This window comes from Bartonella sp. AD24XZML (assembly GCF_042196485.1).
In the GTDB taxonomy this organism is placed as follows: domain Bacteria; phylum Pseudomonadota; class Alphaproteobacteria; order Rhizobiales; family Rhizobiaceae; genus Bartonella.
The window spans coordinates 63,139-80,355 of record NZ_JBHIQH010000052.1 but is presented as its reverse complement, the minus strand read 5'-3'; the positions used below and the strand labels follow the sequence as shown (position 1 = coordinate 80,355).

Sequence of the window (17,217 nt, the reverse complement as noted above, 5' to 3'; positions counted from 1 at the left end):
GCAAATCGGCATCATCATTATAGTCAGCCCTCAATATTGCGATAGCCCCCCCCTTGGCTCGTAAAACGATTCATAAGAGGCATTTTTGTACACTTTTTACCCACATGCCCCACCCACTTGTGACGTGCAAACAAAGAGTTATGATTAACAAAACATAAATAAATTGAAGAGAATTTTACGGAATTCGGGGTTCTAATTCAAGTTTAATAACGATAAATTATCATTATAAATCAATATTTTGCAAATGCTTCGACAAAGCATATTTTAAAAACACATTCACCCATCACTTTTTCTCATAACATACCAGTACGATTTTTTAGGCACATAATTTTAACTTTATTCAATTCTGTTGGCAAAAGTTTAAAATGAGAACAATTTCAAGGCTCTTATCCAAAAAGAAAAAGAATAAATTCTCATTATCAATAAACATCTCGCTCGTATAAACATCAATAAAGCAATCCCCAATATGCCTCAATGAAATAAAAGGAGGAGCTCCCATTAAATGCCTACCGTAAAAGCAGCTTCCTCAGAACTAAAACAAAATTAACAGACAACATCACCGCATCTGCTCCCATCCCCAAACTGGACGACCTAACGCAATACCTTTCTATCTTACGATAGGAGATAAAAGAATAATGGGTCTATGGAGGCATTCACAAGAGGAGGCGCACACCCGTTGTTTTTAAAGCCTGTTCAAAGGCGCATAAAAAAACACCATGCGTAAACGGCTCAAATCCCTTTCGTTCCATCTTGGGAGACAGAGGCAATACGCAAGAGATTTGTCGCACCCGGCGTTCCAAGGGGAACACCAGCTGTCACAAGGAAGCGATCTCCCCCTTTGCAAAAACCTTCCTGAAATGCAATGGCTGCTGCACGATCAACCATATCCTCTAAACTCCGTGCATCTTGCGTGACCACACAATGAAGCCCCCAAACTAAAGCCAAACGCCGTGCTGTTTCCACAATGGGAGATAAAGCAATAATCGGTCTATTGGGACGTTCACGAGAGGCACGCACCCCCGTTGTTCCTGAAGCCGTATAAGCAATAATAGCGGATAGCGCAAGTGTTTCAGCAATCTGACGTGCAGCAAGAGAAATCGCATCCGTTCCTGTTGATTCTGGTGCTGGATGTTGTGCTCCAACCTGAGCGGCATAAGTATGATCTTGTTCGATTTGCCGCGCGATTCGATCCATCATAAGCACAGCTTCTTCAGGATAGCGACCAGAAGCAGATTCAGCAGACAACATCACCGCATCTGTTCCTGCATAAACTGCTGTAGCAACATCCGACACTTCTGCGCGTGTCGGAACAGGAGATGTAATCATTGATTCAAGCATCTGTGTTGCCACCACAACAGGCTTTCCCGCTAAACGACAAGCTTTTATGAGCTCCATCTGAAGTGCAGGGACCTTTTCCAAAGGCATTTCCACTCCGAGATCACCCCGTGCAATCATAATACCATCGGATACCTCAATAATTTTCTCTATATGCTCCAAGGCTTGAGGCTTTTCGATTTTAGCCATCAAAGACACCTTGCTTTTCGTCAACTGACGCACCGCTATAATATCTTCTGGACGTTGAATAAAAGACAGAGCAACCCAGTCAACAGGCTGCTGTAAAAGAGCCTGAAGATCCTCCTTATCTTTTGACGTCATCGAATCAAAAGGCAAAATTGTATCGGGAAAACTGACACCTTTTCGATCAGAAATACGGGTTCCAGCAACCACGCAACACTGTACAGAATGACCATCACAAACTTGCGCACGCAATTCCAGTTTTCCATCATCAATCAACAACCGATCCCCTGGTTTAACAGCCGAAAATACATCCTCATGAGGAAAAAAAACACGCTGTGAATCACCAAGAACATCGCGATTATCTAACGTAAAGCTTTGCCCAACACGCAAATCTTCTTTACCCTTAGTAAAACGACCCACACGCAGTTTTGGCCCCTGAAGATCCACTAAAATACCAATGGGTCGCCGAACTGTTTTTTCAACTTCTCGTATAGACTTAACCAAATCACCCATCATATCACGATCAGTATGGCTCATATTAAGACGAAAAACGTCTGCTCCTGCCCTAAAAAGCTTCTCAATCATCAAACGAGAAAAAGAAGAAGGACCAAGAGTCGCAATAATTTTCACTTTACGTGCACGTTTCACGGTGGAGAACTTCCTGAAAGAGAAGGTATAACTGAATTGTTTAACAAAGACTCATCCGTCAACTGGATCATCCAACTGGTTTGATTTCCGGTATCGATTTCTTTAAATTCAGCCTTTTGATATCCTCGAGGGAAACAATCATGAACGCCTTGAATGGTAAATTGGCTATCTTGCACACACATGGTTACAGAGCCTGCCCAGTTCCCCTTTTTTTGTGCCCCTTCCGCATAAAAATAATAAAACCGTGAAGCAAGAGGTCCCTCAATTAAGGTTTTACACTCCGTCACGGGTACCGTCCACCAACCTTCGCTCACCCATCCTGAAAATGTACGATATCCAAGAGCAACCCCTACAGACTGTTGGGTTGTATTACAAACCCTAAAGTCAGCTTTTGCAAAAACAACAAGGGGAAACAAGAACAAAATGCTCAAGAAAAAAACTTTTAATCCTTTCTGAAGCACCCAATATCGCTTTTTTAAAATCACAAAACTTCCTCTATAATGCCAAATTCTCAAAACAAATTACACATTTCTTTTTTTAAAGCTTTTCAAATCTAAAACGTATATTTTTATATTTTTCTTTTTATAGCCCTTTTATCAATGCATATATCTTAAAAATTTTACAAAATATTTAAAGTCAATTTGTAAAAAAGCTGTGTAGCTTGATTTACTTTATTGTTTTCAAGCTTTTTTAACATAAATTCGTCGTCGAAAAACAACTTAAAATATATAACTTGGAGAAAAATACAATGAACGATACAGTAACCGATCAAACACACGCTATATCCGTAAACCAATTACGCTCTTTTATCGAACGTATTGAACGACTAGAAGAAGAGAAAAAAACCATTTCTGATGATATTAAAGACGTTTACACTGAACTTAAAGGCTCTGGTTTTGATAGTAAAGCTGTTCGAAGCATTATACGGCTGCGTAAAAAAGAAGAGCATGAAAGAATGGAAGAAGAAGCAATCATTGAACTTTATAAAAATGCGCTTGGTATGAATTAAAACCATTGATAACATTGGAAATTTTCTTAAGAAAAGAAAATACAAAAAACAAATGAATGTATAAAAATTTCACCCAAACAATAAGCCGTTTGTGTAACTTGTAACGAGACTATCGATCACAGAATACACAATATTGCAACAGCCCTCACATTTAAAAGGATTTATACAGAGAATTTTTATTCTTGTTCTTCAATCATTTTTATCCACATAAACCCTCACTTGTATGCCAACCTATGCCAACCCAGTTTGTGATGTGCAAGAGAGGTGTTTTTATGATTAAACATCAATAAATTTGAAATGAGAAAGTCTTCCGATATTGAGGACTCTCTTCAAATTGAAAAAAATCAATTATGATGATAAATCAATTCATTATCTACGAAAAGAAACATATGAAAGCGGTCAGCAGTTGAAATCCGCTAAACGAGAGTCTGAACCGTTTACAAAAGAAGAGGTGGTTAAGGATCTTCGTCTTTTAGGATAGGGAAAAGTGCAACATATTTACACATTTGATAAAAAGACCCTTAACAAAACTTTATTCGAATCTATTAACGGACTCATAAAGATCATTGATTCGAGAGGTTAGAATGTGATCTCTCCATTTTCCAGAAATCATCAAATAGTCTTTGGCATAGCCTTCTTTTTCAAAATGAAGGCGTTTTAATAAACGTTCGCTTTTTATGTTCTCAGGTCTATAATTTGCCATCACTCTATGCAGATGATAAACATGAAAGATATGGCGTATTAGAGCCGATAAACTCTCAAACATAAGACCTTTACCTTGTTGTTTTTCATCAAGAGAAAAACCAAGATGACAGGCTTGAAAAACACCCCGAACCACATTTGTAAAATTCACAACACCAGTAATTGTGTTTTCATTTTTTAATCGTACAGTATATCGGTATGCTTGTCCCTTTGCACTTTCACAAGCAAATGCATTGGCTCGTGTTTCCCAAGCTGTTAGGCTGTGGTAACCATCAGATCTAACAGGTTCAAAAGGACGCAGATGATTCGCATTACGGAGGTAATAAGAAGACAGTTCAGCAGCATCTTCTAAACTGATCAATGTGGAAATTGTTCGCTTTGTTTTAATTGCCATCATTTTCTCCTCCTAGAAATGTTGCAATAACACGTTGATTTATCCTGGCAAATCATCATTTTTAAACTCAAATCATAACATCGAATACAGTAAGCTTTTCTCATCACAACACTTCTTACGTTAGAATCAATGAGAATCATTTGCTTTTCCGTCATAAGTGGGGGTGGTATGTTTAAAGCATAAGGTAAAGACAGGGGCATGTTTCTTACGAATGCTCTCAAATTCCAAGGGGCGCTGTAGCAACATTGGGGACTGGCAAGTGTATGCAATGGAATTGGCGTACTTCCATATACGAAATTTTGAAAAAACTTACGGCAAAGATAGTTTTGTTTCTTTGCCTTGTAAGCTCAGAGCATGCTTGTTTTGCGCTACCATATCACTGCTCCCCCGTATAGAAATCCCAATGACCATCGCCTTGAGATGCTATATGTTACAGTGCAATCTAAAAAGTCTCTGCCATAACTCGTCAACAACACTGTTCCCGCTAAATCAGCCACAAACTCTTGTAACAAATCAAAGAAAAACGATGATGCAATACGAATTAAAATGCTTAGATATTAATATCTGAAACATTACCGTGAACACGCTTCCATTTCTTCGCGTAAAATTTCAAGTTCTAACCATTCTTCTTCTTTTTGTGTGCAAGTATTTTTCTTTTTTTCCAACGTTGTTGATAAACGCTCAAAACGCTCTTTATCACTGCGATAAAGGGCTGGATCAGAGAGTTCTTGCTCAATTTTTTTGATTTCGTCCTGCAAAACAGCAATTTCTTCAGGCAATTTTTCCAATGCATAAACCTGCTTATAAGACAATTTACCTCGTGTTTTTTTCTCCCGCCCTATCAAGCTATCATCTGTTGATGTGTCCTGTTTTGAAAGCTCTCCCGCATGAGATTTTGAAGGTGGTTTACGCTGCGATAATTCTATTTTTTTGCGTTGTAAACGAAGAGCATGCTGGTTTTGCGCCATCATATCACTGTAGCCGCCCGCATACAAAACCCAATGACCATCACCTTGAGGTGCCAACATATGCGTTACAGTACGATCTAAAAAGTCTCTGTCATGGCTGACCAACAATACTGTTCCCGCAAAATCAGCAATAAATTCTTGCAACAAATCCAAAGTTTCCATATCCAAATCATTGGTCGGTTCATCAAGAATCAAAAAGTTTGCAGGACGAGAAAGAAGTCGTGCAAGCATGAGGCGTGCTCTTTCTCCCCCTGAAAATTCTTTAAGGAGAGTGCGTGCTTGTTCAGGCAAAAATAAAAAGTCTTTCATATAAGAAACTACATGCCGCTCCAGCCCATTAATCACAAGAGTATCACCTCTTCCTCCCGTTAAATAATGCGCTAAAGTTTCTTCTTCATTTAAAATACGTTGCTGATCAAGCAATGCCATGGAGAGGTTATAGCCATGCCTCACCGTTCCACTATCCACGGCTTCTTGCCCAATTAATGCAGAAAGGAGCGTTGTCTTTCCGATACCATTGGGTCCCACCAACCCGATTCGATCACCACGCTGAATGCGCAAAGAGAAATCTTTCACGATAATGCGATCACCATAGGATTTTGAAATTTTCTTTGCTTCAAGCACCAATTGCCCAGAATCATGACTTTTCGTTGCTGTCAAAAGTGCATTTCCCGGCTGCCCTTTATAGGTTTGATGACGCTGTCTTAAGTCTTTTAATTCGCCTAAGCGCCGTACATTACGCTTACGCCGTGCGCTCACTCCATAACGCAACCATTGCTCTTCACGAGCAATTTGGCGCCCCAATTTATGCTGTTCGATGGCTTCTTCTTCCAGTGCTTTATCACGCCAATTTTCAAATTCTGAAAAACGCTTTTCCAGCCTTTTGGTTGTGCCACGATCAAGCCATACCGTTGACCGCGTAACATTTTCTAAAAATCGCCGATCATGGGAAATCACCACAATTGCTGAACGCAAAGAAGCCAAAACAGCTTCCAGCCATTCAATGGTTGGTAAATCAAGATGATTGGTTGGTTCATCTAAGAACAAAATATCGGGCTTTGCAGCAATTGCCCGTAACAATGAAACACGCCGCTTTTCGCCTCCCGAAAGCGTTTCCAATTTTTCCGCCCCCGAAAACCCTAAATTTGTGCGAAGCGTATTGATCCACTGAACATCAGATATATCGTCTAGCCCCGCTTCCATATAAGCGTTAATATCTTCAAATCCTGAACAATCCGGATTTTGTGAAACATAACGGAGCGTCACTCGCGGGTGGCGAAAAATTTCTCCACCATGAGGCTCTAATATTCCTGCGGCAATTTTTAACAGAGTTGATTTTCCACAACCATTACGGCCAACCAAAGCAACACGCGCCCCCTGCTCAACCGATAAAGAAGCTTGATTGAGCAAAGGCTTTTTTCCAAAATTTAAAAAAATGCGGTCAAGCCGCAGAAGCGGCACCGCCATTAACGAACGCGGCGCGGACAAGGTGCTTTATACATCACCCCTCTTGCATCACGGTAAGCACACAATTGCCGTACAGGAACTCTCTGTCCACAAGGTGCTTGGTAAACATGCCCTCTACGACCGCGATACGTGCACAATTGTGATGCCTGTCTTTGTTGTTTTCTTTGATTTGCAGCTGCACCTGTTACTGTTCCAGCCAAAGCACCAAATGCTGCACCGGTAAGTGCTGCTCCAGGCGTACTTCCAGCAATAGCAGTTCCAGCCAAAGCACCGATTGCTGCTCCTCCTACGCCGTAACGTGCAACGCGTTCATCGTTTGTGGTACAAGCAACTGAACTGAAACCAATGGCTGAAACAACTGCCACTTTAAAAATTGATTTTAACATATCAAAACCTTTCCTTCTCAAGATCAATACATATATCGTTTATGTCGGCACTTCATCACTAGTCCCCCCTGCCTTATTCAAAATATATTGGAAGAGCTTTATGGAATAGGTACAGACGCTAACAATATAGCTTTTCCAGAACCTAAATGGCAAGAAAAGGTTCCACAAATACGGTTAGAAAGTGTTAAAGAAGAGCCAAATGACACATTTTTGTCACAAACTGGCCATTTTACCCCTTTAAGAGTTAAACCTTTTAAATCAGAAAAACCGATAATACTAAACAAACATCCCTTAGGCAAATCATACGAACAAGGTTTTGACAAAACCGGCCAGCCTTCTTCCAAACCACTTGTCAACAACACTGAAATGCCCCTTTCAGCCATCATCAATGCTTGCGTCATATGAGAAAGGCTATGATCACTTCGCTCCCCTCCTAAAGCACCGCACAAAATAAGCTTTTTAGCGCCATTTTGCAACGCTCTTTCACATGCCAGAGCACTATCTGTCATATCTTTATCAGAGGGAAAAACTTCACGCGGAACATGACTATATTGACGTATTAAGTTCTCATCTGATGAATCAAAGTCCCCTAACCACAACTCAGGCGTCACATTAAGCGCTGCCGCATGACGCATACCACCATCAGCAGCAATTACCCGACTGTTTTGAATTTGATTAAGCAAACGATCAGTGATATGAACATCCCCATTTAATAATATCGTAAATGTTGTCATGCCATACTTTGCCTTTCACAAAATTTTCTTTACAGTGCATCTTTTTATAAGTGAGAGTCATTTTTTATAAACAAAAAGCGTGATATAGCCAAACGAATCCTTATCCCTAATGCCTTTCTTAAAGAAACATACGATACAAAGATACAAATGCAATTTGCCAAATTACTCCGCAGAAATAATGTGCACCATGGTCCAACGCACCCCATTTTTCACCGCAATTTTCTTTTTCGCTCTTGCCTGTATAAAGCAACTTTCATAAGTTTAACGTTTCTCCTTTCAGCTTGTCATACACCCTTTTCTCAAAATGATAGGTTTTCTTCCACTTCTTCTAAAACGATCAAACGTACCAACAACCACAATATCTATGTCACATTAAGCGCTCTGCAACACCCACGTATTTTGCAAATGTATGGTGGCGCTTATCATGATGCAAAACTTGAACACCTTTTAGCAAAGATTGTCCGTAAACTGGCAGTTGCATCACATAGTTCTCATCAAAGCTATTCTGTAACAATTTTAAACTCAGAAACTATCAACGCTTTTGCGCTCCCCAACGGCTCGATCTACATCACTCGTGGTATGCTGGCATTAGCCAATGATTCTTCAGAAGTTGCAGCCATTTTAGCCCATGAGATAGCACATATCAGAGCCAATCATGGCATTTTACGCCTGCAAAAAGAAGCCCAATTAAAGATGACAAATCACATGTCTTCACGTCTTCTTTCTTCTATTGGCAAAAAACTTCATAACCCTATGCAAAACAAGCAACAACTCGCGCAATTTTCCCGCAATCAAGAGCTGGAAGCTGATTCCATTGCGCTCGAAATGCTCCAACAATCAGGATATGATCCTTTTGCTTCACCACGCTTTCTTCAAACAATGGAAGCCTATAGTGCTTTTCGTAATATCTCTGGCTCCCAAAATGCCTCTCTAGATTTTCTAGCCTCTCACCCAACTACCCCTCAACGCATTCGGCTTGCGATAAAAAAAGCGGGTAAAATCAGTAAAGGGAATAGTAAAATATCTGATCACGATTCTTTTCTCAAAAGCATTGATGGCATAATTTTTGGAGGAGGCTTTTATACAGGTTTTGTACGAGGCAACCAATTTATTCACCCACAATTGCGCATAGCTTTTTCTGTTCCAAACAATTTTACAATAGAACATTCAGCACATACTGTTTGGGCCAGTGGACCAGATAAAATTGCGATTCGTTTTGACGCTATTCCACATCCTGCTGAAATATCTGCGAGTGATTATTTGAAAAGTGGCTGGATTATCGGTCTAGACCAATCATCTATCCGCCCCATCACAATTCAAGGGCTCCCCAATCAAGAATTTATGCGTCAAGAATCCCAAAGCCAAAATTTACTTGGAGCAAGGGCCCATGCTACCAATGATCAATGGCAATTTGATGTGGTTGTCATTCCATTCAACAACCACATCTTTCGTTTTTTGACGGCCGCTCCACATAATGCTCGAAATTTTGCAGAGGTTGCCCAAAAAACGCTACAAAGCTTTCATTCTCTTTCATCTTCACAGTTAAAAAAATTGCAGCCCTTAAAAATCCGTGTTGTCCGTGTTAAACAAGGAGAAACCGTTGCAAATCTTGCAGATAAAATGCAATACACACCATATAAAGAAAAACTCTTTCGCATCCTCAACGCCCTCTCACCAACGCAAACTTTACCCGCAGGTACAAAAGTGAAAATTATTACAGAATAAGCCTTTCTTCTCATCTGTTACAGTTTTGATTCTTTTCTGTCTGTATCACGCCCTCCCCCTTAAAGCATATTCGAAAATAAAGAGGAACACTTTAAAATCCAACTTCATCATGCCTTTATAGTCCTCCGTTTGATATATATTTCCTCCAACTAACAGCCCCCTATCTTCCTCTGTTTATTAGTAGCACTTCCCAAGGAGGCATATTCCTAAACAAATTCGGCCATCCCCTAAAACTGACTTTATCATATTCTCATATGCCCCCACTTAATATATTCTCTTTCCTCCCCCCCCAAAAGCCTTTCACTGCTTATATATCGTAAGCATCTTCTGAATGAATCGTAAGGAGAGCAGAACGCAATTTTTGCAAAGCCCTAGCTTCAATTTGACGCACGCGCTCTTTCGAGATTCCTAACTTTTCACCCAAAACTTCGAGAGTCGCACCCTCTTCATTTAAGCGACGAAAACGAATAATTTCCAACTCCCGTTCGTTGAGAATTTGCAACGCATCGTAAAGCCATTGTGTACGCCGTTGACCATCAATGACTTGCTCAATTAAAGCATCAGGAAGAGGACTATCATCCACCAAAACATCCATCTTAGCAATGGGATTATCACTGTTCTCAGAAACAGAAACACTCAAGGAATTATCAGCACTGGAAAAACGAAAATCCATCGTTTCAACATCGCGCACGGAAACACCGAGTTTTTCAGCGATTGTGCGAAAAATATCCTGTTTTGACAAAGCACTATCATCTTGTATCAGTTTTGCACGCAAACGCCGGAGATTAAAGAAAAGTGCTTTTTGCGAAGAACTCGTTCCCCCTCGAACGATTGACCAATTTCGCAAAATATAATCTTGAATAGAAGCGCGTATCCACCACGTTGCATATGTTGAAAAACGCACTTCTCGATCAGGTTCAAAACGTGCAGCTGCTTCCAATAGTCCCACATACCCTTCTTGTACCAAATCCCCCAATGGCATTTTGAAACGTTTAAAGCGATTAGCAATAGCAATCACTAAACGCATATGAGCCGCTGCAATTTGATGCATGGCATCATCATCACGTTTGTCTTTCCACCGCAGAGCCAAATCATGCTCTTTTTGTCGTTCAAGATAAGGTGCTTGCATAGCAGAACGCATCATATTACGTCCTAAGCTTTTGTCTGCATCGCTATAATTTTTGCTGCTTTTATAAACAGCATTTGAAAGATTACCCATAATAACCCCTTGCGATTAAAATTATCAAAATTGATTTGGCAACGACATCATTGTTCTTCGCTTAAAAAGAACGCAAAAGTTGTTAACTTCTGTAACCACTACTTTAACGTGTAATTTTATAATCGCAATTGTTTTTTTTACTGTCATGGTAAAACTTCTTGTCATAAGACACAATTTCACCTGCAAAATGCCTTTACAATATGCCTTTTAGCCTATGAAATATTTGAAAAAACTTTCTCTTCACTTTTCATGACAAAACAGCAAAAAAATAAAGTGATCATGCAAAAGAAATGCCGTTTTTTGATAACCGGTTCCGTTTCCTTTTAAATCGAAGAATTTATTTATGCTTTTAGCTTTACAATACAACTAATAAGTGTAATTTGCAAATATAAAGCATCCAAACTGAATGAAAACTGAATGAAAAAAGAATCATTCAAGTTTTAAAGGCGCAAAGAAACAGCAAAAAATGACAAGAGTGATTGAAGCAAACGCAACAAACGTGTTAAAGAAAGAGCACCATTATGAAATTGTCGCAAAAAGCTTTTGACCAGTGTCACACTGAGAAAGAAAATGATCATGGATAGCAAGATTGTTCAACAGAATGAGATTCTTCAAGATGATATTCTCATTGAAAAACACGGAAGGGGTAAATTTGAAGGTTTTCGTTTTTATGCCAACAAAAACAGTACCGATCAAATAGCTGAGAAGCAAATTTCAACAGAGAATGAGAATTTGTTTCTTGCTTTTTCCAAACGCGCGACACGTTTTTGTGCTTCTGCAAATGGAGATTTTACCCTCAGTTCTGATGGAATTGTGCGCTGGATTGGTCAACCCGTAGGACAACTTGTAGCAACAGAAGATTTTTTCAAACCAAAACTGATTGTTTTAGCAGATGAACAACTCACGGGAGAATCCCGCAATAACGTTGTGAAACGATTAGAACGCTTTGTCACCTTTCATTTTGAAACGACTTTAAAACCCCTGTTTGATTTGCGCAATGCTGATAATTTAACAGATTCAACAAACAGTCTTGTTTTACAACTTTTTAACTCTTTAGGGATTTTACCACGCCGCGAAGTCTTAGACATTGTCAAAAACCTTGCGCAAGAATCACGTGCCGTTCTTCGGCGTCTAGGCGTGCGTTTTGGCGCTTTTCATATCTATGTTGCCGGAATGCTTAAACCTGCTCCAGTTCAAGCCATTACTCTCCTGTGGAATCTTCAAAATGCGGGACAAGATCAAACTGGTTTGGGTGAAATTTTTTCAGCATTATCTGCTGGTCGAACCTCTTTGATGGTTGACTCTACCTATAACCGCCAATTTTATCAATTAGCCGGCTACCGAATCTTAGGACAACGTGCTGTACGGATTGATATTTTAGAACGTCTTGCCAATCTCATCCGTCCCGCACTTCATTGGAAACAAGGAAGTGATCCCAAACCAGATGGCGCCTATGATGGAAAAAGTTTTTTTGTTACACCAGCCATGATGTCCATTCTTGGGGCCAATGGAAATGATATGGAAGAAATCCTCAAAGGACTTGGTTATCAATCGTACAGCATAAGCAATACTGTTTTTGAACAAAATCTCCTTGCACACCAAGCCTCTTCCCCTGTCAATGAGACAATGCAAGATGTTCCCGCAGCAGAATGCGTTGGAAGTCAATGGAAAACAATAAGCGATTTAGAAACAACACGAGAGGGAAAAAATATCTCATACCCAAACATTTCATCCTCTGGTATTGAAAAACATCTCCATAAAACCAATCGTTTACCAGAAGCTGAACCTATTGGGAATTTTGCCAAATCCCCTCGCTCTACAGAAGAAGATAAAGTTATTTTATTATGGCATTATAAGCATCAATTTCCCCACCATGCACAAAAAAAACGTGATAAATTAGGAAATAAATGGCAAAATAAATCGAAGAACGCTGTAAAAAAAGCGGAATACAAAAATGAAAATTCCCCTCAAGAAGCACCATCACAAGCAAAACGCTCTCATAAGTTCCACAAATCCCAAGGGAAACATGCAAATCATAAGCCCTTTCAAAAAGAAAAGCGCCTTAATCCTGATTCACCTTTTGCGAAACTAGCTGTACTACGCGAACAACTCACCAATCATAAAAACACGCACACACTTTCCTCTAAAGAGAATTAAAGTAACAAATGGAGTTCGATCTTGACCCACGTAGTAACCGACAACTGCATTCACTGCAAATATACGGATTGCGTTGAAGTCTGCCCAGTTGATTGTTTTTATGAAGGGGAAAATATGCTTGTTATTCACCCCGATGAATGCATCGATTGTGGTGTTTGCGTGCCAGAATGCCCAGCAGAAGCGATTTTACCTGATACAGAACCAGGGTTAGAAAAGTGGTTAGAACTCAATCTTCATTATGCAAACAAATGGCCTAATCTAACCACCCGAAAAGATCCTCTTCCTCAAGCAAAAGAAATGGATGGCGTTCCAAATAAATTAGAAAAGTATTTTTCAGAAAATCCAGGAAGTGGCGAAGAGTAATGATAAAGTGTACACTCTCCTCCTTCAATGATTGAAAGACTTCTCTTGTAAAAATAAAAAATCCTCAAGCGAAATGATTGATTCTTTTAAATTTTGATGTTAATGTTATTTTAACATGATCATCTTTCTAAGTATTTTTCTTTGCTTTTTATAGTAAAGCGGTGTATTTTTTTTGATTTAAAAGTACTCGGCTTTTATGCTCACTTAATTGGTACAATATACTTGGTTAAAGAAAACTCAACCCTCAGGTTTATAACCTGTTTTCCGATACATTTGTTGATCATAAGGGAGTAAACTAAAATATGGCATCCCAACATGGAACGTCTTCCAAGACCAAAGAATTTGCAACCTCTGAATATATCGTCTACCCTACGCATGGAGTAGGACAAATTATAGCGATTGAAGATCAAGAAGTTGCAGGACATAAATTAAAACTTTTTGTCATTCATTTCGCGAAAGATAAGATGGATGTCAAAGTCCCCATTGCAAAAGCCCTTTCCGTTGGAATGCGTAAATTATCTGCTAGTGATTCTGTCGAACGTGCCTTAAAAGTTTTACGCGGAAAAGCACGCGTTAAACGGACCATGTGGTCACGTCGTGCACAAGAATATGATGCTAAAATCAACTCAGGAGATCTTATTTGTATCGCCGAAGTGGTCCGTGATCTTTTCCGCTCTAATCTACAGCCTGAACAATCTTACTCTGAGCGCCAACTTTATACAGCTGCTCTTGAAAGAATGGCCCGCGAAATTGCGGTTATTAATAGTCTTTCTGAAACAGAAGCTATCAATCTCATAGAGATGCATCTCTCCAACAAGCCGGAACGCGAGTTTAAAACTGAGAGAGAAGAAACAGATGAAAACAGTAAAGCTGTCTACGCTGCATAATACACTCTTTCATCATAATGATGATATTTCGATAAAACCAGCGAAAAGCTGGTTTTATTTTTTAACATCCTCTCTACCCTTAAGGACAAAGTTTCTTAACCAGCGCCAATCTATAAACAATCTAACTTTTCGACAAATTCCTCCTCCTTATTTTCTTTCTTCATAGATAACAAACTGATTAATCATCATAATCTAGCATTATTCATATTAAATTAGAATCTTGAATATGGTAAGATTTCTCATTTCAAATTTCTCTCATGTTGAATTAATCAAATCACTTGCTTGTCAATCACAAGCGGAGCTGATCTGTGGGTAAAAACTGTACAAAAAGAGCGAGACACTGTCTCAAGCACCAAAGGATATACCAACATTGGAATCTGGCAAGATGTGTAAGGGCGGGGCTTGCTTTTTTATTTAAGCGTAAAGATCATAGTGCCGTTTATACACTACACCGAAACTTTACCATTTATCCCCTTCTACAAAACCATTGTAACATTCAAAAACACCGTCATAAAATGGATGCCACAAATATTGAAAAATATTGCTTAAAAAAAATGCGTGACGGTACAACATAAGATATTTTGTCTTGGGCGCTCTATTTTGCATGAGAAGCATTCCCCATTAAAGAACGCGATAAAAAAGCATGAACTAAAACCATCATCTCCATTCTGTAAAAGGCGTTCCAAATACTTTTGAAAACAGTAAAACTAACTTAAACAATAACAATAAAAATGAACGTTAGCATTGCCCTTTCAATTTCATATTTTTCCAAAATGAGGTTATATTCTTATTTCAGAGGAGATATACGCAATATTCTTATTCCAATCGGACACAAAAAATCTAGAACGATTCATAGAACTCTTAAAAGTCTTAATCTCTGTTTCAAACAGACCGCTAAAGATTGGATATTCTCAGCAGGAATTGTCCAGTTATCATCTTCAATCTGATCTTCACGAATATGACGCAAAGGATTGCTACGAACGCCTGTCAGGATAAGCAAACGCAAAGCCAGTTGTGTTATGTTTTGTGTTTTACAGAGTAACTGAATAAAGGCAGGAACATCTTTCCAATCCATGGCTGGTCTATTTTGCGTTTTATGACGTTGCTTACCTTAAGAGTGCGCGTGCTTTTTTGTTGCTTGTAAATCAACATCCAAACCCAAAGCAACCGCATGTTTGAGACAAATATTAAGACGCTTCAGTGCTTTATCTGCTGTTGCAGCTTTTGCATGCCAAATAGAGGCAAGGGTATTGCGTATCTCAATTTGCGTAATCTCTGAAACAGGCAGACAGCCTAATTTAGGGAGAATATAAAGGCGTAAGGGTAAAAACTAATCACAAGCTTTACCATCTCTTTTTAATTCAGCTTTACGACTTTCAAATGCATCTAAAGCAATGTTTTTTAAATAATGAAGATTACGCATTGCCTCACGCTTTTGTTCATCGCGTTCTTTAATGGAGTCACGCCCCTCACGTAACACAGAACGCCACCCAGTTGCCAATTCACGGGCTTGTTTTAAAGAAACATCTCTCAAGTCCCCCATGCCCATTTCACATCGCCGACTATGAATGGTATAACGATAAATCCATTGAGCACCTCCATCTTTACGTTTGTGAAGAAGCAAGCCGGCACCATCATTATATTTTCCAGCTCGTGGGTGTTACGACAGCCCTTGGCTCTTAAGACGATTTATAAGAACCATTTCTAGTCCTTTCTTATACAAATTTTATCCACACACTCATCCCACTTGTGACGTGCAAACGAGTGGTTTTGATTGATTCTAGATAGAGAGATTTGAAATAAGTGAATTATATATATAAATCAATATGTTGTCTAGTTATAAACAGATAACAAAAAAATCATAAACTTAGGTAAGCAACACCATAAAATCATTCATAAACCAGCTATGAACTGGAGAATCGTACCGGCTTTGATAAAATACTTTGCTCACCCCCACACATAACATATTTGGTTTTAAGTTTACTTATTTTTACAAGCTGTTCGCAACAAATCCCTTATATTCACAAAAATAAGAAAAATACATAGACAATTCTTAGTTCAAAAACATAAAAAGACAGCGTGATATTCATAGAAAAGTCTCATGCACCTTTATCATAAAAAGTACTAAAGATTATTGAATGTGTACACCTTCTGTCTTGTAACGGTTTTCTCTTTTCTGCTCATAAGAAAGCGCGCTGGCATCAGCATACATTTAACCCCAATGTTACAACAATCCTTACATTTGAAAATATTCATTATAAACATTTTTTCCTTTTTTATAGAGTTTTTACCCACATGCCAGCCCCACTTGTGACCGAAAAGCAAGTGATTATCATTGATTCAACATGGGGAAAAATTTGAAATGAGAAAATCCTACGATAGACCTTCCATTCAAGGCGCAAAACAACAAATGATCTTTATAAATCAATGTGATGTCGATCTCTATTTTTTAAGGAGAATCACATGTCACAATATAAGCCTATAGACAAACCATTGCCTTAAATATTCTCATAAAAAACACCGGTATGCTTAAATCCTTACATAGATCAACCGCCTTAAAGATGATATTTAACGGTCTAATAGGATTCTCTCTAGAGTCAATAAAGATTAAGTGCGATACAAAATGATTCTATTACTGAGCTAACTTATATCAATACCCAAGCTCTTAACGAAGTCGTCATAAAAGACACTGATACAAGCAATCTTTTATAGCCTCTCAAGAAAACAAGAAAATCATCTCCCACAATAGAATCATTTCTCTAAAGCAAAACTTTATCCCACACATGTTCTCAAGAAAAAATGAAAAACGCATCTTACCCTATGCATTCACTAATGAAACAAAAGAAGCTCACCACTGGAAAAGAAATAAAATGCTAAAGTTTTAACCACTAAAACAGAATGCCCATGATACATTCCCTTTTCCATATCAATAGAGGGCGACGAAAGGGAACCCCAACATTGATCTTAAAGCGAAAATGCACGCCCCAAGCGTGCATTGATCGACGAAATAAAAGAAGTTCACCACTGGAAAAGAAAGAAA

Annotated in this window: 12 protein-coding genes and 1 pseudogene; 5 read left to right on the top strand and 8 right to left on the bottom strand. The window is 38.9% G+C overall.

Features of this window, described 5'->3' with window-relative positions; translation table 11 throughout:
* Positions 1–729 precede the first annotated feature (729 nt).
* Entirely contained in the window at positions 730–2,166 is a 1,437-nt protein-coding gene (pyk, locus tag ACFIMX_RS04900) for a pyruvate kinase (RefSeq protein WP_375694102.1), read from the bottom strand.
* A complete protein-coding gene (locus tag ACFIMX_RS04895) occupies positions 2,163–2,651 on the bottom strand; it encodes a DUF1036 domain-containing protein (RefSeq protein ID WP_375694101.1) in 489 nt (162 codons plus the stop codon). Before ACFIMX_RS04895 ends, pyk begins: the two co-directional genes overlap by 4 nt.
* A 263-nt stretch (positions 2,652–2,914) precedes the next feature.
* Here ACFIMX_RS04895 and ACFIMX_RS04890 point away from each other — a divergent pair, with 263 nt between their 5' ends.
* Complete coding sequence (locus ACFIMX_RS04890) at positions 2,915–3,175, top strand: DUF2312 domain-containing protein (protein WP_005774567.1); 261 nt, start codon at positions 2,915–2,917, stop codon at positions 3,173–3,175.
* Between the two features lie 532 nt (positions 3,176–3,707).
* Here the strand turns inward: ACFIMX_RS04890 and rimJ are convergent.
* From rimJ to ACFIMX_RS04870, 4 genes are all read right to left on the bottom strand, one after another.
* A complete protein-coding gene (gene rimJ / locus ACFIMX_RS04885) occupies positions 3,708–4,271 on the bottom strand; it encodes a ribosomal protein S5-alanine N-acetyltransferase (protein WP_375617897.1) in 564 nt (187 codons plus the stop codon).
* Between the two features lie 572 nt (positions 4,272–4,843).
* Positions 4,844–6,706 carry an ABC-F family ATP-binding cassette domain-containing protein gene (locus ACFIMX_RS04880; protein ID WP_375694149.1) on the bottom strand — a complete coding sequence of 621 codons (1,863 nt, stop codon included), beginning with the start codon at positions 6,704–6,706 and terminating at the stop codon, positions 4,844–4,846.
* On the bottom strand, positions 6,706–7,092 hold the full coding sequence (locus ACFIMX_RS04875) for a hypothetical protein (protein ID WP_375613186.1): 387 nt from the start codon (positions 7,090–7,092) through the stop codon (positions 6,706–6,708). The genes ACFIMX_RS04880 and ACFIMX_RS04875 overlap by 1 nt, the downstream gene beginning before the upstream one ends.
* A gap of 98 nt (positions 7,093–7,190) precedes the next feature.
* Entirely contained in the window at positions 7,191–7,826 is a 636-nt protein-coding gene (locus ACFIMX_RS04870; protein ID WP_375617849.1) for a thiamine diphosphokinase, read from the bottom strand.
* 147 nt (positions 7,827–7,973) lie between these two features.
* Between ACFIMX_RS04870 and ACFIMX_RS04865 the strand changes: the two genes are divergently transcribed.
* Entirely contained in the window at positions 7,974–9,551 is a 1,578-nt protein-coding gene (locus tag ACFIMX_RS04865) for a M48 family metalloprotease (RefSeq protein WP_375617848.1), read from the top strand.
* A 307-nt stretch (positions 9,552–9,858) separates the two neighbouring features.
* Here ACFIMX_RS04865 and ACFIMX_RS04860 read toward each other — a convergent pair whose 3' ends face one another.
* On the bottom strand, positions 9,859–10,770 hold the full coding sequence (locus ACFIMX_RS04860) for an RNA polymerase factor sigma-32 (protein ID WP_375694100.1): 912 nt from the start codon (positions 10,768–10,770) through the stop codon (positions 9,859–9,861).
* A gap of 576 nt (positions 10,771–11,346) precedes the next feature.
* On the opposite strand from ACFIMX_RS04860, the gene ACFIMX_RS04855 reads away from it, so the two are divergent.
* The 3 genes from ACFIMX_RS04855 to ACFIMX_RS04845 all read left to right on the top strand — a co-directional run bounded on the left by ACFIMX_RS04855 (position 11,347) and on the right by ACFIMX_RS04845 (position 14,177).
* On the top strand, positions 11,347–12,927 hold the full coding sequence (locus ACFIMX_RS04855; RefSeq protein WP_375694099.1) for a hypothetical protein: 1,581 nt from the start codon (positions 11,347–11,349) through the stop codon (positions 12,925–12,927).
* Positions 12,928–12,948: 21 nt separating this feature from the next.
* The gene (gene fdxA, locus ACFIMX_RS04850) at positions 12,949–13,290 is read left to right on the top strand and encodes a ferredoxin FdxA (protein ID WP_375617846.1); all 342 of its coding nucleotides are present in this window, start codon (positions 12,949–12,951) and stop codon (positions 13,288–13,290) included.
* 302 nt (positions 13,291–13,592) lie between these two features.
* The gene (locus ACFIMX_RS04845; protein ID WP_273790499.1) at positions 13,593–14,177 is read left to right on the top strand and encodes a CarD family transcriptional regulator; all 585 of its coding nucleotides are present in this window, start codon (positions 13,593–13,595) and stop codon (positions 14,175–14,177) included.
* 901 nt (positions 14,178–15,078) lie between these two features.
* On the opposite strand, the pseudogene ACFIMX_RS04840 reads toward ACFIMX_RS04845, so the two are convergent.
* Positions 15,079–15,801: pseudogene (locus ACFIMX_RS04840) on the bottom strand (tyrosine-type recombinase/integrase); the annotation flags it as partial.
* Positions 15,802–17,217 lie beyond the last annotated feature (1,416 nt).